The sequence below is a fragment of the Stenotrophomonas sp. Y-13 genome, from assembly GCF_046267925.1.
Classification (GTDB): domain Bacteria; phylum Pseudomonadota; class Gammaproteobacteria; order Xanthomonadales; family Xanthomonadaceae; genus Stenotrophomonas; species Stenotrophomonas acidaminiphila_A.
On the sequence record NZ_CP176501.1, the window covers coordinates 3,285,770 to 3,311,212 of the forward strand.

General features: G+C 67.6%; 26 protein-coding genes. 12 read left to right on the forward strand and 14 right to left on the reverse strand.

The features are described 5' to 3' along the window. Positions 1-66: 66 nt before the first annotated feature. The 4 genes from ACJ7VY_RS14905 to ACJ7VY_RS14920 form a co-directional block, all read right to left on the reverse strand. Positions 67-1,719 carry a M28 family metallopeptidase gene (locus ACJ7VY_RS14905; RefSeq protein WP_240212553.1) on the reverse strand — a complete coding sequence of 551 codons (1,653 nt, stop codon included), beginning with the start codon at positions 1,717-1,719 and terminating at the stop codon, positions 67-69. Positions 1,720-1,833: 114 nt separating this feature from the next. Next, complete coding sequence (locus ACJ7VY_RS14910; RefSeq protein ID WP_312345343.1) at positions 1,834-2,766, reverse strand: MBL fold metallo-hydrolase; 933 nt, start codon at positions 2,764-2,766, stop codon at positions 1,834-1,836. Between the two features lie 120 nt (positions 2,767-2,886). Then, positions 2,887-3,186, reverse strand: a complete 300-nt coding sequence (locus ACJ7VY_RS14915) for a hypothetical protein (RefSeq protein ID WP_161615355.1) — start codon at positions 3,184-3,186, stop codon at positions 2,887-2,889. 78 nt (positions 3,187-3,264) lie between these two features. Next, entirely contained in the window at positions 3,265-4,557 is a 1,293-nt protein-coding gene (locus ACJ7VY_RS14920; RefSeq protein WP_161615356.1) for a tryptophan--tRNA ligase, read from the reverse strand. Between the two features lie 109 nt (positions 4,558-4,666). Here ACJ7VY_RS14920 and ACJ7VY_RS14925 point away from each other — a divergent pair, with 109 nt between their 5' ends. Then, positions 4,667-5,458: a hypothetical protein gene (locus ACJ7VY_RS14925; RefSeq protein WP_312345337.1), complete on the forward strand. Its 792-nt coding sequence runs from the start codon at positions 4,667-4,669 to the stop codon at positions 5,456-5,458. A gap of 70 nt (positions 5,459-5,528) precedes the next feature. Here the strand turns inward: ACJ7VY_RS14925 and ACJ7VY_RS14930 are convergent, their stop codons facing one another. The 4 genes from ACJ7VY_RS14930 to rocF form a co-directional block, all read right to left on the reverse strand. Next, a complete protein-coding gene (locus ACJ7VY_RS14930; protein ID WP_054667983.1) occupies positions 5,529-5,750 on the reverse strand; it encodes a CsbD family protein in 222 nt (73 codons plus the stop codon). 200 nt (positions 5,751-5,950) lie between these two features. Beyond that, positions 5,951-6,085 (reverse strand): entericidin A/B family lipoprotein, encoded by a 135-nt coding sequence (locus ACJ7VY_RS14935; RefSeq protein WP_054667984.1) that lies wholly within the window; start codon positions 6,083-6,085, stop codon positions 5,951-5,953. Between the two features lie 55 nt (positions 6,086-6,140). Continuing rightward, the gene (locus tag ACJ7VY_RS14940) at positions 6,141-6,293 is read right to left on the reverse strand and encodes an entericidin A/B family lipoprotein (protein ID WP_054667986.1); all 153 of its coding nucleotides are present in this window, start codon (positions 6,291-6,293) and stop codon (positions 6,141-6,143) included. Positions 6,294-6,420: 127 nt separating this feature from the next. After that, complete coding sequence (gene rocF / locus ACJ7VY_RS14945) at positions 6,421-7,341, reverse strand: arginase (protein ID WP_409475944.1); 921 nt, start codon at positions 7,339-7,341, stop codon at positions 6,421-6,423. Positions 7,342-7,550: 209 nt separating this feature from the next. Here rocF and hemN point away from each other — a divergent pair, with 209 nt between their 5' ends. The 11 genes from hemN to ACJ7VY_RS15000 all read left to right on the forward strand — a co-directional run bounded on the left by hemN (position 7,551) and on the right by ACJ7VY_RS15000 (position 20,019). Further along, complete coding sequence (hemN, locus tag ACJ7VY_RS14950) at positions 7,551-8,948, forward strand: oxygen-independent coproporphyrinogen III oxidase (protein WP_409475945.1); 1,398 nt, start codon at positions 7,551-7,553, stop codon at positions 8,946-8,948. Positions 8,949-8,967: 19 nt separating this feature from the next. Further along, positions 8,968-9,723: a helix-turn-helix domain-containing protein gene (locus ACJ7VY_RS14955; protein WP_104939804.1), complete on the forward strand. Its 756-nt coding sequence runs from the start codon at positions 8,968-8,970 to the stop codon at positions 9,721-9,723. 1,137 nt (positions 9,724-10,860) lie between these two features. Beyond that, positions 10,861-13,134, forward strand: coding sequence for a nitric-oxide reductase large subunit (locus ACJ7VY_RS14960; RefSeq protein WP_409475946.1), 2,274 nt, complete (start codon positions 10,861-10,863; stop codon positions 13,132-13,134). A 16-nt stretch (positions 13,135-13,150) separates the two neighbouring features. Then, a complete protein-coding gene (locus tag ACJ7VY_RS14965; RefSeq protein ID WP_409475947.1) occupies positions 13,151-13,291 on the forward strand; it encodes a hypothetical protein in 141 nt (46 codons plus the stop codon). A 976-nt stretch (positions 13,292-14,267) separates the two neighbouring features. After that, complete coding sequence (locus tag ACJ7VY_RS14970; protein ID WP_409475948.1) at positions 14,268-15,497, forward strand: NnrS family protein; 1,230 nt, start codon at positions 14,268-14,270, stop codon at positions 15,495-15,497. Then, positions 15,494-15,904 carry a SirB2 family protein gene (locus tag ACJ7VY_RS14975; RefSeq protein WP_409475949.1) on the forward strand — a complete coding sequence of 137 codons (411 nt, stop codon included), beginning with the start codon at positions 15,494-15,496 and terminating at the stop codon, positions 15,902-15,904. Before ACJ7VY_RS14970 ends, ACJ7VY_RS14975 begins: the two co-directional genes overlap by 4 nt. A 5-nt stretch (positions 15,905-15,909) precedes the next feature. Next, positions 15,910-16,161, forward strand: a complete 252-nt coding sequence (locus tag ACJ7VY_RS14980; protein WP_409475950.1) for a DUF2249 domain-containing protein — start codon at positions 15,910-15,912, stop codon at positions 16,159-16,161. After that, on the forward strand, positions 16,158-17,384 hold the full coding sequence (locus ACJ7VY_RS14985; protein ID WP_409475951.1) for a hypothetical protein: 1,227 nt from the start codon (positions 16,158-16,160) through the stop codon (positions 17,382-17,384). The genes ACJ7VY_RS14980 and ACJ7VY_RS14985 overlap by 4 nt, the downstream gene beginning before the upstream one ends. Positions 17,385-17,570: 186 nt before the next feature. Further along, a complete protein-coding gene (nirK, locus tag ACJ7VY_RS14990) occupies positions 17,571-18,644 on the forward strand; it encodes a copper-containing nitrite reductase (RefSeq protein WP_161614847.1) in 1,074 nt (357 codons plus the stop codon). Between the two features lie 14 nt (positions 18,645-18,658). Then, positions 18,659-19,426, forward strand: a complete 768-nt coding sequence (locus ACJ7VY_RS14995; RefSeq protein ID WP_409475952.1) for an SUMF1/EgtB/PvdO family nonheme iron enzyme — start codon at positions 18,659-18,661, stop codon at positions 19,424-19,426. Next, positions 19,423-20,019, forward strand: a complete 597-nt coding sequence (locus ACJ7VY_RS15000) for an SCO family protein (protein ID WP_240212453.1) — start codon at positions 19,423-19,425, stop codon at positions 20,017-20,019. Before ACJ7VY_RS14995 ends, ACJ7VY_RS15000 begins: the two co-directional genes overlap by 4 nt. 239 nt (positions 20,020-20,258) lie before the next feature. Here ACJ7VY_RS15000 and ACJ7VY_RS15005 read toward each other — a convergent pair whose 3' ends face one another. The 6 genes from ACJ7VY_RS15005 to ACJ7VY_RS15030 form a co-directional block, all read right to left on the reverse strand. Further along, a complete protein-coding gene (locus ACJ7VY_RS15005) occupies positions 20,259-20,831 on the reverse strand; it encodes a cytochrome b (RefSeq protein WP_240212454.1) in 573 nt (190 codons plus the stop codon). A gap of 1,076 nt (positions 20,832-21,907) precedes the next feature. After that, complete coding sequence (locus ACJ7VY_RS15010) at positions 21,908-22,528, reverse strand: DUF3987 domain-containing protein (protein ID WP_409475953.1); 621 nt, start codon at positions 22,526-22,528, stop codon at positions 21,908-21,910. Then, positions 22,525-22,869: a hypothetical protein gene (locus ACJ7VY_RS15015; RefSeq protein ID WP_235641856.1), complete on the reverse strand. Its 345-nt coding sequence runs from the start codon at positions 22,867-22,869 to the stop codon at positions 22,525-22,527. Before ACJ7VY_RS15015 ends, ACJ7VY_RS15010 begins: the two co-directional genes overlap by 4 nt. After that, positions 22,869-23,174: an AlpA family phage regulatory protein gene (locus tag ACJ7VY_RS15020; protein WP_235641857.1), complete on the reverse strand. Its 306-nt coding sequence runs from the start codon at positions 23,172-23,174 to the stop codon at positions 22,869-22,871. The genes ACJ7VY_RS15015 and ACJ7VY_RS15020 overlap by 1 nt, the downstream gene beginning before the upstream one ends. 319 nt (positions 23,175-23,493) lie before the next feature. Next, positions 23,494-24,381 carry a hydrolase or metal-binding protein gene (locus ACJ7VY_RS15025; RefSeq protein WP_409475954.1) on the reverse strand — a complete coding sequence of 296 codons (888 nt, stop codon included), beginning with the start codon at positions 24,379-24,381 and terminating at the stop codon, positions 23,494-23,496. Beyond that, positions 24,375-25,364, reverse strand: a complete 990-nt coding sequence (locus tag ACJ7VY_RS15030) for a YqaJ viral recombinase family protein (RefSeq protein WP_253133812.1) — start codon at positions 25,362-25,364, stop codon at positions 24,375-24,377. The genes ACJ7VY_RS15025 and ACJ7VY_RS15030 overlap by 7 nt, the downstream gene beginning before the upstream one ends. Between the last annotated feature and the right edge of the window lie 79 nt (positions 25,365-25,443).

Sequence of the window (25,443 nt, forward strand, 5' to 3'; positions counted from 1 at the left end):
CGCACGTTCCGCCGGGTGGACGCAACCGCGGAGCAGGCGCAGGCACGCGCCGCGGCGTGCCTGCGGTCAGCGCCTGGCGGTGTCGCTCGCCTCGCGCGCGGCCTCGAACTCCGCGCCCTGGTCCCACGCCGGCCAGCGCCGGCTGTTGGCCAGCTCCAGGCCCAGGTCGTAGACCAGCAGCGTGTCGGCGGCCAGGCCACGCGGGTCCCACTGCGGCGACCATGCGTCGCAGGCCTGGTGGTAGCAGCGGGCGAAATAGGCATCGCGCAGCGCGCGCCCGGCGGCGACGCCGCCGTCGCGCTTGTCCAGGCCGGCGCCGACGGTGATCGCCGGCACGCCCTTGCGGGCGAAGGCGAAATGGTCGGCGCGGTAGAAGAAGCCCGCTTCCAGGTTCGGGTCCGGCGACCAGCGGCGGCCGCGCGCCCGCGCGACGCGGTCCACGTCCGCCTCCAGCGAAACCCGGCCCTTGCCCCAGGTGGCGATGTCGGCGGTCTCGCCGTCGGGGCTGAACATTTCGATGTTCAGGACCGCGGCCGTGGTCTCCAGCGGCGCCAGCGGATGCTCGGCGTAGTAGCTGGCGCCCAGCAGGCCCTTTTCCTCCGCGGTCAGGGCGATGAAGTACAGCGTGCGCTGCGGGCGCGGGCCGGCGGCGAACACCCGCGCCAGTTCCAGCACCGAGGCCACGCCGGTGGCGTTGTCGATGGCGCCATGGCGCACGGTGTCACCGCTGGCGTCGGGCTGGCCGATGCCGAACGCATCCCAGTGCGCGGAGAAAATCACCGATTCGTCCGGATGCGTCGCGCCTTCCAGCTTCGCCACCACGTTGCGGGTGACCACCGGTTCGCGCTTGACCTTGAAGCGCGCCGACAGGCGTGCGTCGCCCAGTTCCACCGGGTGGAAGTCGGCGCGCATCGCCCTGCGCTTCTCCGCGTCGAAATCCAGCCCGGCCGCGGCGAAGATGCGCTCGGCCAGCGTGCGCTGCATCCAGCCACGCAGCGGGGTGTGCAGCGCGCGCGCATCGGCCTCGCTGCGCTGGATGTCGAACAGCGGCGAGGTGCCGGAGGCCTTCACCGTCGCCCACGGATACGCCGCCGGCGCGGTCTCGTGCACGATCAGCACGCCTTCGGCGCCACGCCGCGCGGCTTCCTCGAACTTGTAGGTCCAGCGGCCGTAGTAGGTCACCGCCCTGCCGTCGAATGCGCCCGGTGCGTCGGCCTCGAAATCGGCGTCGTTGATCAGCACCACCGCGATCTTGCCGCGCAGGTCGACGTCCTTGTAGTCGTTCCAGCGCCGTTCCGGCGCGTCGATGCCGTAGCCGACGAACACCATCGGCACGTCCTTCAGATCCACCGCGCCGAGCGGGCTGAGGCTCTGCAGGGTCACGTCCTCGCCGTTGGCCAGCGGCAGGCGCTTGCCCGCCAGCCGCAGGCTGGCGTCGACCGCGCCGTCGACCTGCGCGCGCACCAGCGGCACCTCCTGCACCCAGCTGCCGTCCTTGCCGCCCGGCTGCACGCCGGCCAGGCGGAACTGCTCGACCAGGTAATCGACGGTGCGCTGCTCGCCGGCGGTGGCGGGGGCGCGGCCTTCGAACTCGTCCGAGGCCAGCATGCGCACATGCCGCGACAGCGCCGCCGGGTCGATGCCGCCGCCGGGCAGATCGTTGGCGGCGCTGGCAATGCCGCCGACGAACAGGCAGGACGACAGCAACAGCATGCGCATCGGATTCACGGCGGTACCAGACAACAGGAGGATTGCGGGATTTTACCCGTAGATGCGGGGCTTGCCGCGCATGAAGCTGCAACGACGATGCCCCGTGCCGGGCGCGCCCGGCAGCTACGGCTTCGCGCGGTCCAGCCAGCACGCCAGCCCCTGCGCGTTGAGCTCGATGTCCATCTCGAGCACGCGCAGCACGCCGGCGTCGTCGAGCCGGCAGCCATGCGCGCGGGCGCGCTCCAGGTACAGCGCGCCCAGCGCCGCCACCAGCGCGCGGTGGCGGTCGCCGCGGCCATCGCAGGCGCGGGCGATGGCGGTCATCGCGTCGATCTGCGCGTGCAGGTCGGCGGCCAGCCGCGCGGCGTCCTGCACGCGGCCATAGTGGGTCAGGTACATCGCCTGCGGGGCCCGCGCCATCAGCCGCTCGATCGAGGCGTGCAGCGCATCGGGTTCGAACTGCACCGGCGAGGTGGTGGGGATGATGAACGCGCCGCGGGCGCTGTCCAGTTCGCGGTAGGACAGGCCGAAGGTGTCGCCGGTGAACCAGCTGCGGCTGGCCGCATCCCACACGCACAGGTGATGGCGGGCATGGCCGGGGGTGTCGACGCACAGCAGTTCCCGTCCGCCCAGCGACAGGCGATGGCCGTCTTCGGCCACCACCACGCGCTCGGCCGCCACCGGCACGATCTGCCCGTAGCTGCGCGCCATCTCCGCCTCGCCGTAGACCGCGGTGGCGCCGGCCACCAGCCGCGCCGGGTCGATCATGTGCGGCGCGCCGCGCGGGTGCACCAGCAGGCGTGCGTTGGGCAGCTGCCGCATCAGCGCACCGGCGCCGCCGGCGTGGTCCAGGTGGACGTGGGTCAGGATCACCCAGTCGATGGTGTCCACGCCGAGCCCGGCGTCGGCGATGGCCGCCAGCAGGCGCGGCAGCGCATGGCTGGTACCGCAGTCGATGAAGGCGCCGCGGCCGTTGTTCACCAGCAGATAGGCGGCATCGAAGTGGTCGCGCTGGAAGGCGGTGTCGATGACATGGATATCGTGTTCGGCACGCATGCGCTGGCTCCCGGGATGCACACCCGATGCTGTCACCGGCATGGCCTGCACGGCAATACGGCTTTCGTCGCGCCGGAACCCGCGGATCGCGACCGTCGTCGCACCCGCGGCCACCCCAGGTCAGGCGTGGCGCAGCACCCGCGGCCGCAGCAGCAGCGCCAGCACCATCACCGCAAGGAAGCCGCCATAGGCATAGAGCACCGCCAGGATCTGCCGCCACAGGCTGTCGGCATCCATCTCGGCCGCGCCGATGCGGTAGCCCCAATGCATCAGGCCGATGCTGACCAGCAGTGCCAGCACCAGCATGGCGGTGTCGTACACGGTACGCGCGCGGTGCCGCGGATGCCGCGGGAACCACCAGTACAGCGCGGCCATCACCGCGAACCAGGGCAGGAACAGCAACAACGACAACCAGGCCATCGTCAGCTCCATGTGCGGCGCGCGCCGGACGGGCGCGCGCCATGGCGGGTGGTGGGCGGCGCGGGCGCCGTGTCCGTGTCAGTCCGCTTCGCGCAGCTGGCGCAATGCCGCCAGCACCGGCTCGACGCCGGCCTCCAGGCGGAACAGCTCGCTCTGCAGCGCATCGCCCTGCTCGGCCTGCTTGAGCACGGCGATCAGCTGGCCGGCGTCGCGCGGTGAATCGAAGCCTTCGCTCTGCACCAGCAGCTGGCCCTCGCCGTCGAGCAGCTTGAAGTAGAACCGGCCGTCCTTCTCCCGGTACTGCTTGAACAGCGGCAGCGCGGCCTTGGCCGCGGCCACGGCCTTCGGCGCGTCGCCGGCGCTGGACAGGTCGCGCAGCCCCACGGCGTGGCGCAGTTCCTTCAGCAGCGGGATGGCGAACTGCTCGCGCAGCTGCTGGCCGCGGCGGCGCAGGATCGCCTCGATCTTCTCCGGCTCGGCCATCAGCGCGTTGTAGCGCTCGCGCAGCGGCGACAGTTCGCCGTCGATGCGCTCGAACAGCTGCTGCTTGGCATCGCCCCAGCCGATGCCGGCGGCGAAAGCCTGCGCGAACGCGGCGGTCTGTTCCGGGGTGGCGAAGGCCTGGTACATCTGGAACAGCGCCGAGCCCTCGGTGTCCTTGGGTTCGCCGGGCGCGCGCGAATCGGTGACGATCGAGAACACCAGCTTCCTCAGCTCCTCGCGCGGGACGAACAGCGGGATGGTGTTGTGGTAGCTCTTGCTCATCTTGCGGCCGTCCAGGCCCGCCAGGGTCGCCACCTGCTCGTCGATGATCACTTCCGGCAGGGTGAAATACTCCTTGCCGTAGATGTGGTTGAAGCGCTGGGCGAAATCGCGCGCCATCTCGATGTGCTGGATCTGGTCGCGGCCGACCGGCACCTTGTGGGCATTGAAGATCAGGATGTCGGCGGCCATCAGCACCGGGTACATGAACAGCCCGGCGGTGATGCCGGCATCGTCGTCCAGCTGCTCCTCGCGGTTCTTGTCCACGGCCGCCTTGTAGGCGTGGGCGCGGTTGAGGATGCCCTTGCCGGCGACCACGGTCAGGAACCACATCAGCTCGGTGGTTTCCGGGATGTCGCTCTGCCGGTAGAACCACACCGAGTCCGGGTCCAGGCCGCAGGCCAGCCAGCTGGCGGCGATCTCCAGGGTCGAGCGCTGGGTGCGCTCGGGCTCCTGCGACTTGATCAGGCTGTGCAGGTCGGCCAGGAAGAAGAAGCTTTCGATCCCCGGCGCGCGGCTGGCGGCGATGGCCGGGCGGATGGCGCCGACGTAGTTGCCGAGGTGGGGAGTGCCGGAGGGGGTGATGCCGGTAAGGACGCGGGTAGTCATGAACGCAGACGTGACGGACGGATTAACCGGCCCAGTGTAACCGCCGCGCGCCAACCCCGCCGCCCGCACCCATCCGTTCATGGCCGCGTCCCCGCCAACGGAGCCCGCCATGTACCGCTTCCCCGTCTGCCTGCTTGCCATCCTCGCCCTGTGCGGCTTCCGCCCGGCGCCACCGCTGCCTCCACCGATGCCGGTGGCGCTGTCGCTGGTCGACCGCGACAGCGGCGAGGAAGCCACGCCGTACCTGCATCGCGGCCAGCAGTGGGTCGCCGGCACCCCGGGGCACCGCTATGCGGTGCGCCTGCGCAACCTCAGCGGCGAGCGCGTGCTGGTGGTGCTGTCGGTGGACGGGGTCAACGCCATCAGCGGCCAGACCGCGGCGCCGGACCAGGCCGGTTACGTGCTCGAGCCCTGGCAGGACAGCGAAATCACCGGCTGGCGCAAGTCATCGGCGGAGGTGGCGCAGTTCGTGTTCACCGACCGCGGCGACAGCTACGCCAGCCGCACCGGCCGACCGGCCGATGTCGGTGTGGTCGGCATTGCGGTGTTCGCCGAAGCGCGGCCGCTGCCCATCGCCGCGGCGCCGGCGCCACGGCCCGCGCCACTGCACGCGCAGGATGCACGGGCCGGGCGCGCGATGGACGCACCGGCATCGGCGGCCGCTGCCGCCGGCCGCGAACGCCAGCAACTGGGCACCGGCCATGGCGGGCGCGAGGCATCGGCCAGCCACGCCACCGTCTTCGAGCGCGCCAGCCACGCGCCCATCCAGGTCACCCAGGTCCGCTACGACACGTGGGCGCGCCTGGTACGGATGGGCATCGTGCCAGGCCAGCGCCGGGATTCCACGCCGCGCGCGTTCCCGGATGGCTTCGTGCCCGACCCGCCGCCGCGCTGGCGCTGATCGTGCAGACGCAGGACGGGCCGCGTGATGCGGCCCGTCCGGATGCTGCGGGGGGAGGTGGCGCGCTGGTTCAGCGCCAGTCCGGATGATCCCGGTGCAGCGTGTCCTGGAAATCGCGCACTTCCTTCTCGGCGCGGTCCTTGGCCCAGCCGTAGCGCTCCTGCAGGCGCCCGGCGAGGTACTCGGCGTTGCCCTCGGCCACCTTGAAATCGTCGTCGGTCAGATCGCCCCACTTGGCCTGCGCCTTGCCCTTGAGCTGGCTCCACTTGCCGGAAATGATGTCTTTGTTCATGCGTGTCTCCTTGCTTTTCTTCGGGGGAATGGCGGCAGCTCCGCCGCACGGACAGCATGCAGGCGCGGATGTTGGCAGGGCATCGACGATTTGTGTGCAAGCGCTGATGTTCTTGAACGGCGCTTCAGCTTGCGCCGGATCCGGCAACGAAAAAGGCCGGCAGGATGCCGGCCTTCTCCACGTACACCAATCGCCGTGGGTCAGCGCTTGGCTGCGTCCTCCACCTTCTCGCCGGCCTTCTGCACGTCCTTGCCGGCACCGGCAACGGTATTGCAGCCGGACAGCACCGCGATCGAGAACAGCGACAGCATCATCAGGGCAACCATGCGCTTCATGTCTATCTCCTGGGTGGCTCTTGGATGGCGCGGCCCGCAGGGACCGCGGCGGGGATCAACACTTGCCGTCGCTGCAGTCGTGGGCCTTGTCCTCGACCTTCTCACCGGCCTTCTGCATGTCCTTGCCGGCGCCGGCGACGGTGTTGCAGGCGCTGAGCGTTCCCGCCGAAAACATGGCCAGCAGGGCCAGCATCAGTACTCGCTTCATCAGGTTTCTCCTCTGCTCGACTGGCGGCCGCCGGGTGGCGACGCCGCGTGTGGAGAGGAATCTGGCGGCATTCACGTGCAGCGGGCGTGAACGCCGCCGGTGCGGGTTCAGCGACGTCGTGCCGCCGTCAATCGCGCATCAGGGTCGATTTCCCGAACAGGCTCTCGACCAGGTCGACCGCGAGCCTGGCGGTACGGTTGCGGCGGTCCAGCAACGGGTTGAGCTCGACGATGTCCAGCGAGCCCATCAATCCGGTGTCGGCGATCATCTCCATCACCAGCTGCGCCTCGCGGTAGTTGACCCCGCCCGGCACCGTGGTGCCGACGCCCGGGGCGATGCTCGGGTCGAGGAAATCCACGTCGAAGCTGACGTGCAGGTGGGTATTGGCATCGATGCCCTCGAGCGCGGCCTCCATCGCCCGCTTCATGCCGCTCTCGTCGATGTAGCGCATGTCGTATACGTCCACCTGGTGCTGTTTGATCAGGCGCTTCTCGTCCTGGTCCACCGAGCGGATGCCGATCTGCCGCACCTGCTGCGGCGAGATCGCCGGTGCGTCGCCGCCGAGCCTGGTCAGCGCCTCCGGGCCGAGCCCGCACAGGCACGCCACCGGCATGCCGTGGATGTTGCCCGACGGGGTGACTTCGGAGGTGTTGAAATCCGAATGCGCGTCCAGCCACAGCACGCGCAGCTGCTTGCCCTGCTCGCGGCACCAGCGCGCCACCGCGGTGATCGAACCGATGCCCAGGCAGTGGTCGCCACCGAGCATGATCGGCAGGCGCCCGTCACGCAGTTCGACCAGGGTCGCCTCCATCAGCGCGTGGTTCCACGCCACCACCTCGTCCAGGTGACGGTACCCGCCCACCGGTTCGGTCCATGGGTTGCGCGGCCCCTGCAGGTTGCCGACGTCGCGCACGGCCACGCCACGCGCGGCCAGCGCCTCGGGCAGCCCGGCAATGCGCAGCGCCTCCGGTCCCAGGCGCGCGCCGCGGTGGCCGGCACCGACGTCGGTGGGCACACCGATCAGCGAAACGGGACGATGAGTGGCCATGGTTCCTCCGGTTGCAAATGAAAGCAGTTTACCGGGCGCATGTGACCGTCGCCTGCGGCAACGCAGCAGCCTGCACGCCGCGGCCGGCGCGCCCGCCGTGCGGGCCGGGGCGAACCGGCGCCCTCCGTGGCCATGTGCGACAGGGGTCCGGCACGGCGCGGTTGACGCACGTCAAGGACAAGCCGCCGGTGCCTGCCTAGGCTGCCGCAATGGACACTCCGTCTCCCCTGTTCGACCCCGAACTGCTGCGGCGCTACGACGCACCGGGGCCACGTTACACCTCCTATCCGACCGCCCCACAGTTCACCCCGGGGTTCCAGGAAATCGACCTGCTGGAGATGGCGGCGACCAGCAACGGCGACCCGATCCCGCGCCCGCTGTCGCTGTACCTGCACATCCCGTTCTGCGCCAGCCCCTGCTTCTACTGCGGCTGCAACCGCATCATCACCCGCGACACCGCACGCGGTGCCGCCTACCTGACCCGGCTGTACCGCGAGATGGCGATGATGTCCGCGCTGTTCGACCGCGACCGCGACGTCGAGCAGGTCCACTTCGGTGGCGGCACCCCCAACTTCCTCGCCCCGGCGCAGATCGCCGAGGCCATGGACGTGCTGCGCCGGCATTTCTCCTTCGCCCCGGCCGCGCGCCTGGACTGCTCGATCGAACTGGACCCGCGCTTCATCAGCCCCGGGCAGATCGGCGAACTGGCCGCGGCCGGCTTCAACCGCGCCAGCCTCGGGGTGCAGGACTTCGACCCCGAGGTGCAGCGCGCGGTCAACCGCATCCAGGGCGTGGAACAGACCCTGGCGGTCATCGACGCCTGCCGCCGGCATGGGCTGCGCTCGGTCAACGTGGACCTGATCTACGGCTTGCCGCGGCAGACCCTGGAAGGCTTCTCGCGCACCCTGGACATCACCCTGCAGGCGCGCCCGGAGCGGCTGGCGATCTACGGTTATGCGCACCTGCCGTCGATGTTCCGCCCGCAGCAGCGCATCGACGCCAGCGCGCTGCCCGCGCCCGAGGCCAGGCTTGCGCTGCTGCAGTGCGCGATCGACAGGCTCGGCCAGGCCGGCTACGTCTACATCGGCATGGACCACTTCGCCCTGCCCGACGACAGCCTGGCGGTGGCCCAGCGCAATGGCAGCCTGCACCGCAACTTCATGGGCTACACCACCCATGCCGAAAGCGACCTGATCGGCCTGGGGGTCAGCGCCATCAGCCACATCGGCCCCAGCTTCAGCCAGAACCCACGCGACCTCGGCAGCTGGGAGCAGGCCATCGACCGCGGCCACCTGCCGGTCTGGCGCGGCCTGCGCCTGGAAGAAGACGACGTGATCCGCGCCGATGTGATCCAGCAGCTGATGTGCCACGGCACCCTGGACTTCGGCGACATCGAGCGGCGGCATGTGATCGAGTTCCCGAATTATTTCGCAACGGCGCTGCAGCGGTTGCAGGCGCTGCAGCAGGACGGGCTGGTGGAGCTGTCCGCCAACGGCCTGGCGGCGACCTCGCGGGGGCGCCTGCTGTTGCGTATCATCGCCATGTGCTTCGACCGCCACCTGCCCACCGCCGCCGCAGCGACACCGTGCTTCTCGCGTACGCTGTAACCCCGACGGGAGTGCCCGAATGAGCTCGCCGCTGGTCTTTCCGCGTACCGACGCGCGCATCGTCGCCGACGACGGCGACGCCTTGACGTTCTGCTCCACCTGCGCGTTCTCGCAGGCGTGCCTGTCCGAGGGCATGGACAAGGGCGCGCTGGCCGACCTGCACGTGCTGGTCGAGCATGTCGGCCCGCTGCGCGCCGGCGAGCACGTATTCCGCGAGGGCGACCCGTTCGGCGCGATCGCCGCGGTCCGCGCCGGCACGGTCAAGACCTACCAGACCGACCGCAACGGCCACGAGCAGGTGCTGGGCTTCCACCTGCCGGGCGAGGTGATCGGCCTGAACGCGATCCACGGCGACCGCTACCCCTGCAATGCGGTGGCGCTGGACACGGTGATGCTGTGCCGTTTCTCGTTCCCGCGCATCGCGCTGCTGGCCACGCGCCTGCCCAACCTGCAGCAACACCTGTTCAAGCTGATGAGCCGCGACATCGGCGTGGCCTCGCTGTTCGCGCGCGACAACAGCGCCGATGAGCGCATGGCGGCATTCCTGATCGGCCTGTCGCGACGCCTGGCCGCGCGCGGCTTCTCGCCGCGCCGGTTCCAGCTGACGATGGCCCGCACCGATATCGCCAACTACCTGCGCCAGGCGCCGGAAACGGTGAGCCGGGTGCTGCGCCGGTTCGAGCAGGACGGGCTGCTGCACATCAAGCAGCGCGACGTGGAGATCCTCGACCTGCCGCGGCTGGAGGCGATGGCGCTGGCGGTCCTGCGCGACTGAGCCTGCCTGGCGTTACGCTTTCCGCGCATCCCGAAGCCCCCTGGAGCCCGCCCCGTGCGGGCTCCTGTCATTGCAGCCGTTGCCGTTGCCGTTGCCGTTGCCGTTGATTCTGCCTTTGCCTTTGCCTCAGCCTTGGTTTTTGACCTCCGGATCCCCTTCCGCAGCGACGGAGCCGACGGACAAGACCCCGCAGGGGCGACGTGCATGGGTCGGCGGAAACAGGCGAAGCACCGCTTCGCCCCGCCGGACGGGCGGGCGCCGCACGGCGCCTGCCCCGGACTCGGCTGCGAAGCGGGCGAGCACGTCGTTTTTTGACGAGACAGGGGCGAACCGGAAACAGGCGAAGCACTGCTTCGCCCCGGTGAGCGGGCTGGCGCCGTGAGGCGACTGCCCCGGCCCCAGCTGCATCGCAGCTGGGTCTCGTCGAAAAATCCCGCTGGCGGAGTGGACCCGGCGCGCGTAGCGCGTCGGGCGCGTAGGCAGGGGCGTGTTGACCAGCCATCCGGCTGTTGAAAAGCGCCTCTTTGGGCCATGTTTCTTTGCACGAGCAAAGAAGAGCTCTTCAACAGCCGAATGGCTGGTCAAGGTGGCTCGCTCCTGCGAAGCAGGAGTAAAAGCTCTGCTTTCAGGCTCCCGCTTTGGCTCTGCGCCTTGGCTGTTGTCGTGTAGTTCTGGAAAGCTGAAGCAACAGCAAGGGCAGAATCAAGAGCTTTCGCTCCCCTTCGGGGCGCGAGTTACTTCTCTTTGCTCGTGCAAAGAGAAGTAACCAAGAGAAACACGGGCCGGGACGCGATCCGTCGGGCTGCGCCCGCCGGTTCCCTGCGCTCCTCGCGGGCCAGGGGGACGGCGCACAGCTCGCTTCGCTCAGACACGTGCGCCTCTTCGCCCCCCGCCCCGCTGCGGTGCTCGGCTCGCTCTACGGCCGTGAAAAGTCAAAAGCCAAGAGCAGAGCAAGATCACGGCAACGGCAACTGCAACTGCAACTGCAACTGCAATGGCAACGGCAACGGCAACGGCAACGGCATGAAGCTCTCGGCAGGGTGTCCGGACCGCAATCACCGGCATGCTTGACCTGCGTCATGGAGCCCCTTGGCGGCCACGCCGATGATGCGCCGGTATCCTCAGGAGAGCCGCATCATGAATTCGACACGCAAGCTATGGGTGGGGCTGGCGGCCCTGCTCATCGCCTCGTTCGCCGTCCTGCTATGGGTCGGCAGCGAGGTCCATCGCCAGGCCCCGCCCTTGCCCGAGAAGGTCGTGACCGAGGACGGCCAGGTCATCTTCACCCGCAAGGACATCGAGACCGGCCGCCAGGTCTGGCAGTCGATCGGCGGCCAGCAGCTGGGCTCGATCTGGGGCCATGGCGGCTACGTCGCGCCGGACTGGGGCGCGGACTGGCTGCATCGCGAAGCCGAAGCGGTAATGGACCTGTGGGCCCGGCGCGAGGCCGGCGCGGAGAGCTACAAGCAGCTCGACGCGGCCACCCAGGCCGCCTACGCCAAGCGCGTGCAGACCCTGCTGCGGCCCAATACCTACGACGCCGTGGACGGCACGATCATCGTCGACAACGACCGCGCCGCGGCGATCGCCACGGTCGCCGCGCATTACCAGAGCCTGTTCTCGGCCGACCCGGCCACTGCCGGACTGCGCGAGGCCTACGCCATGCGCAACGACACCGTGCCCGATGCCGGACACCGCCGCCAGCTCACCGCGTTCTACTGGTGGGCAGCCTGGGCCTCGGTGACCGAGCGCCCCGGCTCGGACATCACCTACACCGCCAACTGGCCGGCCGACAGCCTGGTCGGCAACACCGCGCCGCCGAGCACTTTCATCTGGACGGTGTTCAGCGTGCTGTTCCTGATCGCCGGCGTCGCCCTGCTCGGCTGGCATTACGCGGTCAACCACGGCGACGAAATGGCGCCGGTGCTGCCGAAGACCGACCCGCTGGCCGCGATCAAGGTGACCCCGTCGATGCGCGCCACCGCCAAGTACTTCTGGGTGGTGATCGCACTGTTCCTCACCCAGATCCTGCTCGGCGCCATCACCGCGCATTACCAGGTGGAAGGCCAACAGGCCTACGGCTTCGCCATCGCCGACGTGCTGCCGTACTCGCTCACCCGCACCTGGCACACGCAGCTGGCGGTGCTGTGGATCGCCACCGCCTGGCTGGGCATGGGCCTGTATATCGCGCCGGCGATCTCCGGCCATGAGCCGAAGTTCCAGCGGCTGGGGGTCAACTTCCTCTGGATCTGCCTGATCGTGATCGTGGTCGGCGCGTTCGCCGGGCAGTGGTTCGCGGTGATGCAAAAGCTGGGGCTGGAACGTAACTTCTGGTTCGGCCACCAGGGCTGGGAATACGTGGACCTGGGCCGCTTCTGGCAGTGGTTCCTGTTCATCGGCCTGGTGCTGTGGCTGACCCTGGTGGGCCGGGCGCTGTGGCCGGCGATCAGAAACGGCGGCGAGTCCAAGTCGATCGTCAGCCTGCTGTTTCTGTCGGTGGTCGCCATCGGCCTGTTCTACGCCGCCGGCCTGATGTGGGGCGAGCATACCCACCTGTCGATGGTCGAGTACTGGCGCTGGTGGGTGGTGCACCTGTGGGTGGAAGGCTTCTTCGAAGTGTTCGCGGTGGCGGTCATCGCCTTCCTGTTCACCCGCCTGGGCATGCTGCAGGTGAAGTCGGCCACCGTGGCCGTGCTGTTCGCCACCATCGTGTTCATGGCCGGCGGCGTGCTCGGTACCCTGCATCACCTGTACTTCACCGGCACCCCGACCGCGGTCATCGCGCTGGGCGCCAGCTTCAGCGCGCTGGAAGTGGTGCCGCTGGCCTACGTGGGCTTCGAGGCGTACCACAACTACCGCATGGGCAAGGCCACGCCGTGGATGGCGAAGTACAAGTGGCCGATCCTGTTCTTCATCGCGGTCTCGTTCTGGAACCTGGTCGGCGCCGGCCTGTTCGGCTTCCTGATCAACCCGCCGCTGTCGCTGTACTACATGCAGGGCCTGAACCTGACCCCGACCCACGGCCACACCGCGCTGTTCGGCGTGTACGGCATGCTCGGCATCGGCCTGATGCTGTTCTGCCTGCGCGGGCTCAAGCCGGACGTGGTGTGGAACGAAAAGCTGCTCAAGGCCAGCTTCTGGGCGCTGAACCTGGGCCTGGCCGGCATGGCCGCGTTCACCCTGCTGCCGCTGGGCATCCTGCAGCTCAGCGCTGCGCTCAAGCACGGCTACTGGTATGCGCGCTCGGCCGAGTTCATGCAGCAGCCGATCGTGGACATGCTGGTGTGGATGCGGGTGCCGGCCGACACGTTGTTCAGCGTCGGCGCACTGGCGCTGGCGTGGTTCGTGTTCCGCCTGTGGGTGGCACCGAAGAAGGCGGCGCTGCCGGTGGGCGAGGCCGATCAGGCCTGATCGGATACATCGCACGATGCAACGGGAAGGGCCGCGCAAGCGGCTCTTCCTGCCTTGGCACGGCAACCGGACCGCTGCTTTTGCTTTTACCGTTGCCGTTGCCGTTGCCGTTGCCGTTGCCGTTGCCGTGATTTTGCTGTTGCTTTTTCCCTTTTGACTTCCGGGTCCCCCTCCGCAGCGACGGAGCCGACGGACAAGACCCCGCAGGGGCGACGTGCATGGGTTCGGCGGAAATAGGCGAAGCACTGCTTCGCCCCGCCGGACGGGCGAGCGCAGCACAGCGCCTGCCCCGGACTCGGCTGCGAAGCGGGCGAGCACGTCGTGTTTCGACGAGACAGGGGCGAACCGGAAACAGGCGAAGCACTGCTTCGCCCCGGTGAGCGGGCTGGCGCCGTGAGGCGACTGCCCCGGCCCCAGCTGCATCGCAGCTGGGTCTCGTCGAAAAATCCCGGCGGCGGAGTGGACCCGGAGTGCCGCTGGTACGGAAAGCGCTGAGGCAGGGGCGTGTTGACCAGCCATCCGGCTGTTGAAAAGTGCCCCCTTCTGGCCGCGTTTCTTTGCATGAGCAAAGAAGGTGGCTCGCGCCCCGAAGGGGAGCGAAAGCCCCTGATTCTGCTTCCGCCATTGCTTGGGCTCCCCAAGGCCGGCCAGAGCGTCGACCAGGCGAACCGTGCCCGGACGATAGCCGGGAAATCCAAAGGCTAAGCATGAAAACGGGTGCTTGAGAGCAGAGCTTTCACTCCAGCTTTGCTGGAGCGAGTTACTTCTCTTTGCTCGTGCAAAGAGAAGTAACCAAGAGAAAGCACGGGCCGGGACGCGATCCGTCGGGCTGCGCCCGCCGGTCCCCTGTGCTCCTCGCGTGCCGGGGGGACGGCGCACAACTCGCTTCGCTCAGACACGTGCGCCTCTTCGCCCCTCGTCCCGCTGCGGTGCTCGGCTCGCTCTACGGCCGGGTGAAGTCAAACGCCAAGGGCAACGGCAAGATCAACAGCGACCGCAACCGCAAGAGCCAAGAGCAAGAGCAAGAGCAAGAGCAAGAGCTGCCAGCCTCCGGCCCGCGACCGGCCCCAGACCAGCCCCAGACCTGACCCACGTCAAGGCACCGCCCACCGCCCGGTAGCAAGCTGCACCCCATGAAAACCGAAGCCACGCCGCCGCCCCGCCTCTCGCCCGTGTGGCTCGCCCACGCCCCGCACCGGCTGATGTTCTTCGTCGGCGCCGGCAACGTGCTGCTGGCGATGCTGTGGTGGGCGCTGTGGCTGGCAGCGGCGCGCTGGGGCGGCTGGACGATGCCGGCGCTGGCGATCCCCGCCGGCTGGCTGCATGCCTTCGTGATGCAGTACCTGGTGCTGCCCAGCTTCATCTTCGGCTTCCTGCTGACCGTGTTCCCGCGCTGGATGGGCCTGCCCGAGCTGGAACGCTGGCGCTATGTGCCGGTGGGCCTGGGCCTGATGGGCGGGCAGCTGGCCATCCTACTCGGCGCGGCGGGATGGCAGGCCGGGCTGACCGTGGGCCTGTGGATGGCGCTGGCCGGCTGGACCTCGGCGCTGTTCACCCTGGGCCGCCTGCTGGCCGACGAGAAGGGCCGCACCTGGCATGCGCGCTCATGCTTCGCCGGGCTGCTGCTGGGCTGGCTGGGGTTGGCGATGTTCATCGCCTTCGTGCTCGGCGCCTCGCCCGCGTGGGCCTTCGCCAGCATCAAGATCGGTGGCATCGGCCTGCTGCTGCCGGTGTACGTGACCGTGGCGCACCGCATGTTCCCGTTCTTCGCCGGCAACATCGTGCCCGGCTACCAGCCATGGCGGCCGCTGCCGTGGCTGGGGGCGGTCTGGGTACTGCTGCTGGTGCACCTTGGACTGGAACTGGTGCACGGCTATGCCTGGCTGTGGCTGGCCGACTTGCCGCTGCTGCTGTTGACCGGCTGGGCAGTATGGCGCTGGTGGCCGCGGCGGCGCATGCCCGGCCTGTTGGCGGTGCTGTTCGTCGGCAGCGCATGGCTGCCGGTGACCTTCGCGCTGTACCTGGTGCAGAGCGTGACGTACCTGGCGAGCGGTGATTTCATCCTCGGCCGCGCGCCAATGCACGCGCTGTTCATCGGCTTCTTCGGCAGCCTGCTGGTGGCGATGGTGACGCGGGTGACACAAGGCCACTCCGGGCGGCCGCTGGTGATGCCGAAGGTGGCGTGGTTCGCGTTCGGGTTGCTGCAGGCGGTGGCGGTGATGCGCATCGTCGCCGACATCGCGCCCGACGCGCTGGCGTGGCAGGCCGCTGCCGCGTTGGGCTGGCTGCTGGCGCTGGCGCCATGGGTCACCCGCATCGGCCGGATCTACCTGGCGCCGCGCGCGGACGGGCGCCCCGGATGAGCGCGATGCTGGCGTTCTACCCGGACATCAAGCTTGTCCATATCAGCGCGGCGATGACCAGCGGCACGCTGTTCGCGCTGCGTGCGTTGGCGCTGATGGCGGGCATGCGCTGGCCGCGGCTGGCCGCGGTGCGCTACCTGAGCTACAGCATCGACACCGTGCTGCTGACCGCGGCGATGATGCTGCTGACCCTGCTGCCGGCAGCGCTGTTCGCCAACGGCTGGCTGTGGGCCAAGCTCGTCTTCCTGGTGGCCTATGTGGGGCTGGGCATGGCCGCATTCCGGCGCGGACGCGAGGCGCGCGCGCGCGTGGTCCTGGTGGCTGCCGCGGCGCTGTGCTTCCTGCAGGTCTACGGCATCGCGCGGACGCATCATCCGCTGGGCTGGCTGCTGTGGCTGGGCGGTTGAGCGCGGTGGCGACGACCTGCCTGGACCTGCGCGGCCTGCCGGCCCCGCAACCGATGGAGCGGATCCTCGCCTGCCTGCACACGCTGCCGGCGGGACAACGGCTGCTGGCGCTGACCCCGCTGTATCCGGCGCCGCTGCTGCCGACGCTGGAACAGATGGGCTTCGCCTGGGACATGCACGGCCTCGCCGACGGCGCACGCCTGGTGGTCTGCCACGCCGCCGAGCGACACCTCCTGGATATCCCGCCGTCACCATGAGCGGCCTGGCGTTCGCCCAGGCGCCACCGCCCTCGCATCCGCTGCGCTTTCTGGCCACGTCCCTGCTCTGGGGTGCAGTGGCCGGTGCGTGGCTGCTGCTCGCGGGCGACAACCTGCTGCTGCCCCCGCGTGCGCCGGCCACCCTCGCGCTGGCGCATGTATTCACCTTGGGGCTGCTGGGCAACGCGATGCTCGGCAGCCTGGTGCAGTTCCTGCCGGTGGCCGCAGGCAGTCCGCTGCCGCTGGCGCGCGTCGTCGCACCGCTGCACGCCACGTTCAACCTGGGCGTGATGTTGCTGCTGCCGGCGATGGCCGCGCATTCGGCCGCGTGCGGCGTGCTCGCGGTGCCCCTGCTGCTGGGCACGCTGGCACTGGCCGCTGGCGCGGTACTGGTGGCGGTGGCGCGCGGCAGCGGCGCGCGCACCGTACGCACCGGCATCGGCCTGGCCGCGGCATCGCTGCTGGCGACGCTCGCCCTGGGCGCCGCATTGCTGTCGATGCGACTGGGATGGCTGGTGCCGGCCCGGCCGCTGACCGCCGCACACGCCGGCTTCGGCCTGCTGGGCTGGGTGCTGGGGCTGCTGGCCGCGGTGGGCGGCGTGGTCATGCCGATGCTGCAGGGCGTGCGTTGCATCGCGCCAGCATGGCGGTGGGGCTGGCTGGTCCTGCTTGCCGGGGTGATGCTGGCCGCGGCGGCCGATGGCCTCGGCGCCACGCTGCCCGCGGCAGGGTCGCGCACCCTGGCGACGTTGCCGTTGCTGCTGTTCGCCGCCACGGTGATCGCGCTGCAACGGCGCGCGCCGCATCGCCGCGGCAGCATGCTGCGACGCTTCTGGGCACTGGGCAGCGTGGCGCTCGGCGGCGGCGCATTGGCGCTGTGGCTGCCGAGCCGCGAGTTGCTGGCCGGCGCGCTGCTGGTGGCGGTGGGATTTCCCGCGCTGGTGTTGGGCATGGCGATGGAGATCACCGGCTTCCTCGCCTGGATCGCGCTGCGCCGACGGCTGCCGCGTGGTGTCCGCGTACCCGGCGTCGGCCGCCTGTTCGACGAGCGGCACAAGCGACGGGTGTGGTGGCTGCTCGCGGCCGCGTCGCTGTCGCTGGCCCTGGCCTGCGTGCTGCCGGGGCTGGCGCGCCTGGCCGGCGCATTGCTGTTGCTGGCCTGGCTGGGCGCCGCGTGGGCGCTATGCCGTTGCTGGCGCACGGCATCGACCTGGCATCCCTGAGCGCGGCGTTCCACGGTGCTGCGCGGACACGCGCCCACCTGGGCTTTTGACATGGGTCAAGCCATGCGCAATTGCACTGCAATCAAGGCATTCCAGCGTGTCCGGATTGATCCGGATCAACGCTGGCGGGCGGTCCGCGCCGGGAACATGAACCCATCGGCCAGAGGCCATTCAAGGGGTAACATCATGAAGCGCCTGCACCACCCGTTCGTCGCCTGTGCACTCGCCGGCGCCATCGCCGCCGCCTTCGCCGGCAATGCCTTCGCCGCCAGGAAAGACGTCGCCGAAGCGCCGCTGGAAACGATCCAGGCCGTGCTGACCGCACCGCCGTTCGCGCCGCCACCGATCACCCGCAAGACGCCGGCGCATGTCGTCGTCGACCTGGAAATGGTCGAGAAGGAGATGCGCATGGCCGATGGCGTGAGCTACAACTTCTGGACCTTCGGCGGCACCGTGCCGGGCAGCTTCATCCGCGTGCGCAAGGGCGACACGGTGGAGTTCAAGCTGAAGAACCACCACAGCTCGCACTTCTCGCACAACATCGACCTGCATGCGGTCACCGGCCAGGGCGGCGGCGCCGAGGCCACGTTCACGCTGCCGGGCAAGGAAACCCAGTTCACGTTCAAGACGCTCAACCCGGGCCTGTACATCTACCACTGCGCGATGGCGCCGGTGGGCATGCACATCGCCAACGGCATGTATGGCCTGATCCTGGTCGAGCCGGAGGAAGGGCTGGAGCCGGTGGACAAGGAGTTCTACGTGGTGCAGGGCGACTTCTACACCGAGGGCGCGCACGGCGACCCCGGCCTGCAGGCCTTCAGCCTGGAGAAGGCCATCGACGAACACCCGACCTACGTGGTGTTCAACGGCTCGGTCGATTCGCTGCAGGGCGACAAGGCGCTGACCGCCAAGGCCGGCGAGAAGATCCGCATCTTCGTCGGCAACGGCGGCCCGAACCTGGTGTCGAGCTTCCACGTCATCGGCGAGATCTTCGACAAGGTCTACACCGAGGGCGGCTCGAAGTACCAGGAGAACGTGCAGACCACGCTGGTCCCGGCCGGCGGTTCGGCGATCGTCGAGTTCAAGGCCGACGTGCCCGGCAACTTCGTGCTGGTCGACCACAGCATCTTCCGTACCTTCCACAAGGGCTCGCTGGGCATCCTCAAGGTCGAGGGCGAGAAGAACCCGGAGATCTACACCGGCCAGCAGCACGACATCGACTACACCGAAGGCGTGCCGCAGGGCAGCCAGTACAAGTAAGCAGGGCCCCGCACATGGAACGGACGCTTCTCCTGGTGTTGCTCCTGGCATCGGCCACGGCCGCTGCGGTGGAGGCCGATGACGGCTACCGCAACGTTCCCGGCGGGCCGTTCCGTTCCTCGGTGCGGTTCGAGGAGACCTCCGCCACGCGCGACGTGGCGGCGTTCTCGATGATGGCGCGCCCGGTCAGCAACGCGCAGTTCGCCGCATTCCTGGCGCGCAACCCGCAGTGGCGGCGCGACCAGGTTCCAACGGTGTTCTCCAGCCCCGGCTACCTCGGCCACTGGGTGCGGCCGGATGCACCCGGCGATGCGCTCGATCCGCGGGCACCGGTCACCCATGTGAACTGGTACGCGGCCGACGCCTATTGCCGTGCCGACCAGGCGCGCCTGCCGACGTTCCTCGAGTGGGAGTACGCGGCCGCCGCCGATGCCACCCGCGCTGATGCGCGCGATGACCGCCGCTGGCGCCTGCGCCAGGTCAACGACGGCACGCCGCATGCGCCCGATGCCGCCGCCGGCGCACCAGCCAACGTGCACGGCATCCACGCCCTGCACGGCGCGCACTGGGAGTGGAGCGAGGATTTCGCCTCGCTGCTGGCCGGCGGCGACCGCCGCGGCCAGGCCGACGGCGACGCTCTGCGCTACTGCGGCGCCAGCGCCATGGCCTTCAACGACCCGGGCGACTACGGCGTGGTCAAGCGCTTCGTCCTGCTGTCCGCGCTTCAACCCGGGGCCACCCTGGGCAATCTCGGTTTCCGCTGCGCAAGGAGCCAGCCATGAACAGACCCATCGCATTCGTGCTGCTCGGCCTGGCGCTGGGCGTGTCGCCCGCGCTCAATGCCGCCGACGCGCCGGTCGCGCCGGCGGCCAGCCTGCCCGGGCAGTCGTTGTACCACCTGCAGGTCACGCTCACCGACCAGCACGGCAAGGCCGTCCCCTGGGCATCGCTGCGCGGCCGCCCGCAGCTGGTGTCCATGTTCTACGGCAACTGCCACCTGATGTGCCCGCTCATCATCGAGAGCGCCAAGGCCGTGCACAAGCAGCTGCCGGCGGACCAGCGCACGCGCCTGGACGTGGACATGCTCACCCTGGATCCGGTGCGCGACACGCCCGCCGCGCTGGCCGGGATCGCGCAGCGCCACCGCGCGCCCGACGACTGGCGCTTCCTGCAACCGGCCGAGGGCGATGTGCGCGCGCTCGCCAACCTGCTGGATGTGCGCTACCGCTTCCGCGACGACGGCAGCATCAACCACACCAGCGTGCTGGTGCTGCTCGACGCGGAAGGCCGCGTGCGCGCGCGCAGCGAAGTGCAGGGCGTGGCCGCGGATCCGGAGCTGGTCGCCGCCATCGGCGCCGTGCTCGACGGCCGCTGACACCCGCGCTTCCGTCACGGCGTCGTAGCGCCCGGTAGCGGCGTAGCGGGCAGACGCATCGATCCGGCCGGGGCAGGTATCGGCGCATCCCGGGTACACATGCGGAGCGGGATCCGCTGGCCGCGCATCGGCGGCACGGAAAGCGGCACGCCCGGCGCCGCACGGGCGCCGACGTGGCCATGGCCGGCAACGATGCGTGGAGCGGCACCATGCAGCCACCGCTCCACCAGGCCATGGCCTCAGGCGGGCGGTGCCTCCGACGCGGCATCGGCCTGGCGGCCACCGCCAGGCAGCATGCGCCGCAGGGTGTTGTCCTTCTGCACGTAGTGGTGCGCCAGCGCGGCCAACGCATGGATGCCGATCAGCCAGTAGCCGAACGTGCCGATGGTCTCGTGCAGCTCCTCAAGCGTGTCGGCCAGCGTGGCGTCCGCGGCCACCAGCGGCGGCAGGACCAGGCCGAAGAACGGCACCGGCTTGCCGGCGGCGCTCAGCACCAGCCAGCCCAGCAGCGGCTGCGCGATCATGAACACGTAGAGCAGCACGTGGACCGAGCTGGCCGCCCACCGTTGCCAGGCCGGCGGTGCCGGGACGATCGGGGGCGTGGTGGTCAGCAACCGCGTGAGCAGCCGCACCCACACCAGCGCGAGGATCGACAGGCCGATCGAGAAATGCAGGCTCTTCATCAGGTCGCGGGCCGCGGTGCCCCTCTCGAACATTCCGCGCAGTTCGATGGAGGCATACGCCAGCACGAACAGCAGCAGCATCAGCCAATGCAGCCCGATCGACCAGCGGTTGTAGGTGTCGTGTTTCATGGATTCCGGCTCCTGTGTCTGTTGCGGTTCTGCCAAGGCCTTCGACCCGGGACGCCGCGCGCGCGCCAGACCGGCGCCACCGACGGTTGTTCCGGTGGGTCATGCGTCACGATGCCGGCCATCCCCGCCGGACACCGCGGTTGGGGCCGTCCGACCCTCCCGCCGTCGCCCCCGCGATGGGCGCGCACCCCGCGCGGCCCACCAGGTACACGGACACGATACGCCCATCGCGTTCGCGCCGCTGGAAGACGTCGTACGCAGTGCCGGCCAGTGGGCCGTGCATCCACTCATGTGGTCGCGCGCGCAGTGACGCGTCGTGCCAGCCCGGGGCTTCGGACCGCTACGGATCCCATGCCATTGCCCGTGCGCACGGGCGATGGTTCCGTCGCACGAGCAGACGATGCCGCCGAGCGGTGGCGGTGGTGAGCCGACCCTGCGCCCTGAGGAGAATGGTGTGATGGCCGTGCGGAAGTCACCGGAGATGCGGACGCGCGGTTCGCCGCGGGCAAACGCATCGCCCGCCAAGCGTCGAACATGGGTGCGCCCGCTGGCCGTATGCGCGGACACCGGCACTTCAGCCGCGACGTGGTTTCGGCGATTGCCTGGACGCCCTTGAAACCGGGCATTGGTGCGCTTATCCGAATCAAACTACCGGGGTAAGTCATTGAATGTCAATGAACTCTTCACATAAACGAGGCAGAAACACCCCTTTTTGTACCCCCAAAAGCAATGGATGCCCATGTACATACACGGACAGTTTCATACACAACTCAGGGTAAGTCGACGATACGTAATGATTAGAGCCCATGGGTTCCTCTCGCCGCCCGGCTGAAAAAGGAGCATCAGTGCGGAGTTGGGAGCCGCCCTACCAGCCAGGTCGAGGCCACTTTGCTCCTCAATTGCTTGCCTCAAATGACTTGTTAGTAATATAACTAACAAGCCTACATCTAGCTCCAACTCACGACTATGGAGCGCCATACCAATGATGACTCTGCCTGCGATAGCTCTACCTGTCCGGGACGGCTTGCCATCCCTACACCTACCTGTTCTGGCCTCGACTGCAGCCTGCGGCTTTCCTACCCACTGCAGATCTGAATTGCTCCCTGGCCTTCAAGAACGGAGATGGCTGCATTCAGCCTTGCTCGGTTACGTACAGGTCCACAGCGCAAAACCTGGTTCTTGGGAACGCACGTATCCGAATAAATCCCTCTCCACCACTTTGCATGCAGATACCGATCCAGAGCTTGAGCATCGGCCTGATCCTGCGATACCACGAACGCAGGTGAGAACAGATGCTTGTACTCATCAACATGCCACCGAACGATCTCGAAGGCACGATTGATCGTATCGAGGGTGATGTCACCTCCCTCTCCACTGAAGTACTGCATCGATGCAGCGAGTCGTGCCACGATCTCCATGATCTTTGCCGCGAAGTCATTGATATCGCTCAAGTACTCCCCGTCGCGCAGCAAAGACTCAGTTTCTGATGCCAACTCTACCCAGCGTGCCCTGGCATCGATGGAGAAGGACACCACTTCACGAACAACGGCGCCCGAGGCTGAAAGCTCCTTGTACTTCAACAACAGCTCCGCAACCTGCACGTTGCGGAAGAGCTCAAGACCAGCCTCACGCGCAATGTGATGGAAGCTTTCCAGGGGATATTTGGGGGCATAACGCTGCCAATGGGTAGTCATCATGCATCCTCCTCTGCCGTGCCAAACGCGGTCTGCTCTTCAGCCTCGACCAACAGATGGCCACAGCTCTGGCACCGAGCAGCATCGCCCTCCGCATGGCGACGAGCACGCTCCTCATTGAGCAGCTTTCGGAACTGAATCAGGTTCAGCTCATGCTTGTACGCAGCATTGAACTGATCTACCAGGATCTTCTTGCGCATCTTCTTTGCGATGTGCTGTTCCAGGATCGGATAGGCCTGCCTGAAGTCCTGCTCCAGCCTGCCCTTCCCCTTGGTCGACTGTTCACTCAAAGCGTGCGTGAGCGCGTCAAGCGGCGAAGAGTGGATTGCAAAATTAGCCATCATCACTTCTCCTCCTTCGCACGACGAAACTTCACTGCACGGCCTTCAGCCCATGCCATGGCTTCATGCGTCCAGTAGAACTTCGGAGACAGTTCACTGTCATAGAGCGGAATGCCCTTCGGGAAGCCCGGATCGGACTTCATCAGCTCGTATGCCTTGCTCCTGCTGACGCGGAGCAGCGTGATCAGCTCCTTCAAGCGGAGCGTCGGGCTATCCGGCCACCCTGCTTTCCAGCCAGTGTTGTTCTCCTCAGCCAAAGGCATGCTTTTGTCTACGCCCTGGCGCAGACTGGACGTCATGTGCTTCATTTGTTGATTCCTTCGTTGTGTTGGACGTTTCAGGAAGGAATCCGGCCGGTTTCCTATCGAAGGGGATTGGCCTCCGACGTGATCAGTGTCGATATGCTGCTGTTGCGGGTACAGGGAAAAAAAATCCAGGTTTTTTCCATGCACGCTCAAAACCGACAAAGTCAAATAAAAATCAATCGCTTACATGCCAGGGAGCTTTCGCTCCCTGGCATATCTCGTCATCTGCGCACACAAATTGGTCCGTTCCATCATCTGTCCGCGCAGGACCTGAACTGCCTCTTGCTCGTACCTGATACAAGTCCGAACAGGTACTGCTCACCTACGACGCTAACCGTGACGCTTGCGCTTCCAGTCTGTCCTTGAGACTTCCGTTCGCTGGAGCCTGTGCAACCTCGCCATGCCCTGTCGGATAGAACTCCTCGACCACAGCTGGCACGTCTTCGTCCAGGTCCTCGAAGGCTCCGTTAGCGAAGCCCTGTCTCGCTGCCTCATCCAGTGCAGCTTGGTCGATCCCCGCCGCAGCTCTTGCGGCGTGTCGGTCCACCGCCTCTGCGACAGCCTGCTCCAGTGTCAGACCACTCCGAGCCACCAGATCGACGTAGTAGATCGCTGATCGGTAACTCATCGTGGTGGACTTACCTCGTAGCTTCAGCTCCAAGGGCAGGCAGGACAGCCGACCACCTGACACCGCACTGAGGTAGTGCAGTCGCGCTGCGAGTGTCCGGATGGTGTTGTAGGAGGTGGTACGCAGGACAAAGCTGCCCATCGCATCACCTTCCCCGTCCCCAATGACCACATTCAAGCGGGCATAGGCTTTGCAGCCCCCACTGGCAAACTGGCACGCATCCGGCCCCGGGCATGGCAACGTCTCCACGCCTTCAGGCCCAGCACGTCGACAGGTCTCTCCGTTGCCTACGCACAGCGGCCTTCCGTTCTCTCGGTTGAACAGTGAGTAGTCCGCCCGTAGGTTCAGTGTCGGGTCGTCGAAGAGCAGCCGTACCGGGATGGATCGCAGCTTGTTACCCTCCGATGCCTTCCGCAGATCCTCATCCAGTGGATGCAGCACCCAGCCCTCGCGATTCTGGACCTGGCTGGTGAGGGTGAACTGATCGTCCTTCTCAGGTAGCCGCTTGCCATTGCGCTCCACTACCCGGCCGATGGAAATACGCCCAATCACGGGCGGCGTGATAGCCAATCCCTTCAGCATGATGTGACCTCTTTGATCGTGGTGTTGATCCGGAAGCGGCGCGAACCCGGACGTACGACCGTGTAGGCCGCAGCAATCTCCGGGTGTTCTGCTGCGAGCCGCTTGGTGTCCAGTGACGTGCCATCCTTGCTGCGGCGGTAGATCACCTCCCCCAGTGAACCGAACCGGGCAATGGAAGCGTCCCCCATGGCTTGCTGCAGCGTCTGCTTGAGCAGTTCTACCTGCTGTTCCTGCTCGGCAACTGCCTCAGTGAACGAGACCAGGTTGCTGAAGGTCTCGACCAATTCCGGGTCCTGACTGAAATCGACAACGGTGTCCTTGCCTGGGTACAAGCTCCGCAACGCCCTGGCCGCTGACTCCGAGCCATCGGCTGGTGGCTCAATGTCATTGATGACGTGCTCCCAAAACCGGGCCTCCAATACCACCAGGCGGCTGATGATCTCTTCGTCTCGCTCAATACGGTGGATCCTCAGCGCCTGGCCGCACAGCAGCACTGCCACATCTGCTGCCTGCTTCCCCGTCACTGCCAACTGATGCTGTACCTGCAGCTGCACGTACTCGGGAACCCCGTCTTTCCACAGCCGAGAGCCGAACTCCCCTGCTGTCTTGCACTCAAGAATTTGGACCGCCGGGGAACCAATTACCTCTCGATCGAGGTTGGCCAGCATGTGCGGGAAGGTCGGATGCTGCAGAACGGCGTTGACCCGGCGTACCCGGTTCCCCGTGCGCTCCTGGTAGGCCGTGGCAACCATGGGTTCGAGCAGGGTTCCCCAGTAGCGGGGATCCTCTTGTCCAGGGGGGATCTCTTCCATTGGCTTGCGGCCCGTCTTCTCCTGCCACAGCTCCAGCTGGCTCTTGTAGGGGTTCAACCCGACGGCGGTGGCGGCATCCGAACTACCGATGCCGCCATTGCGGACCTCCAGCCACTGCTGGCGATCCAGTGAACGCGTATCAACCAAACGCAACGCGGTGTGCTTGCTCATTGGCAATCTCCGGAATAGAAAAGGCCGCCTTGATGGGCGGCCTTGGTCAGGTCTTTCATTTCAAGCTATCGATGTGGGC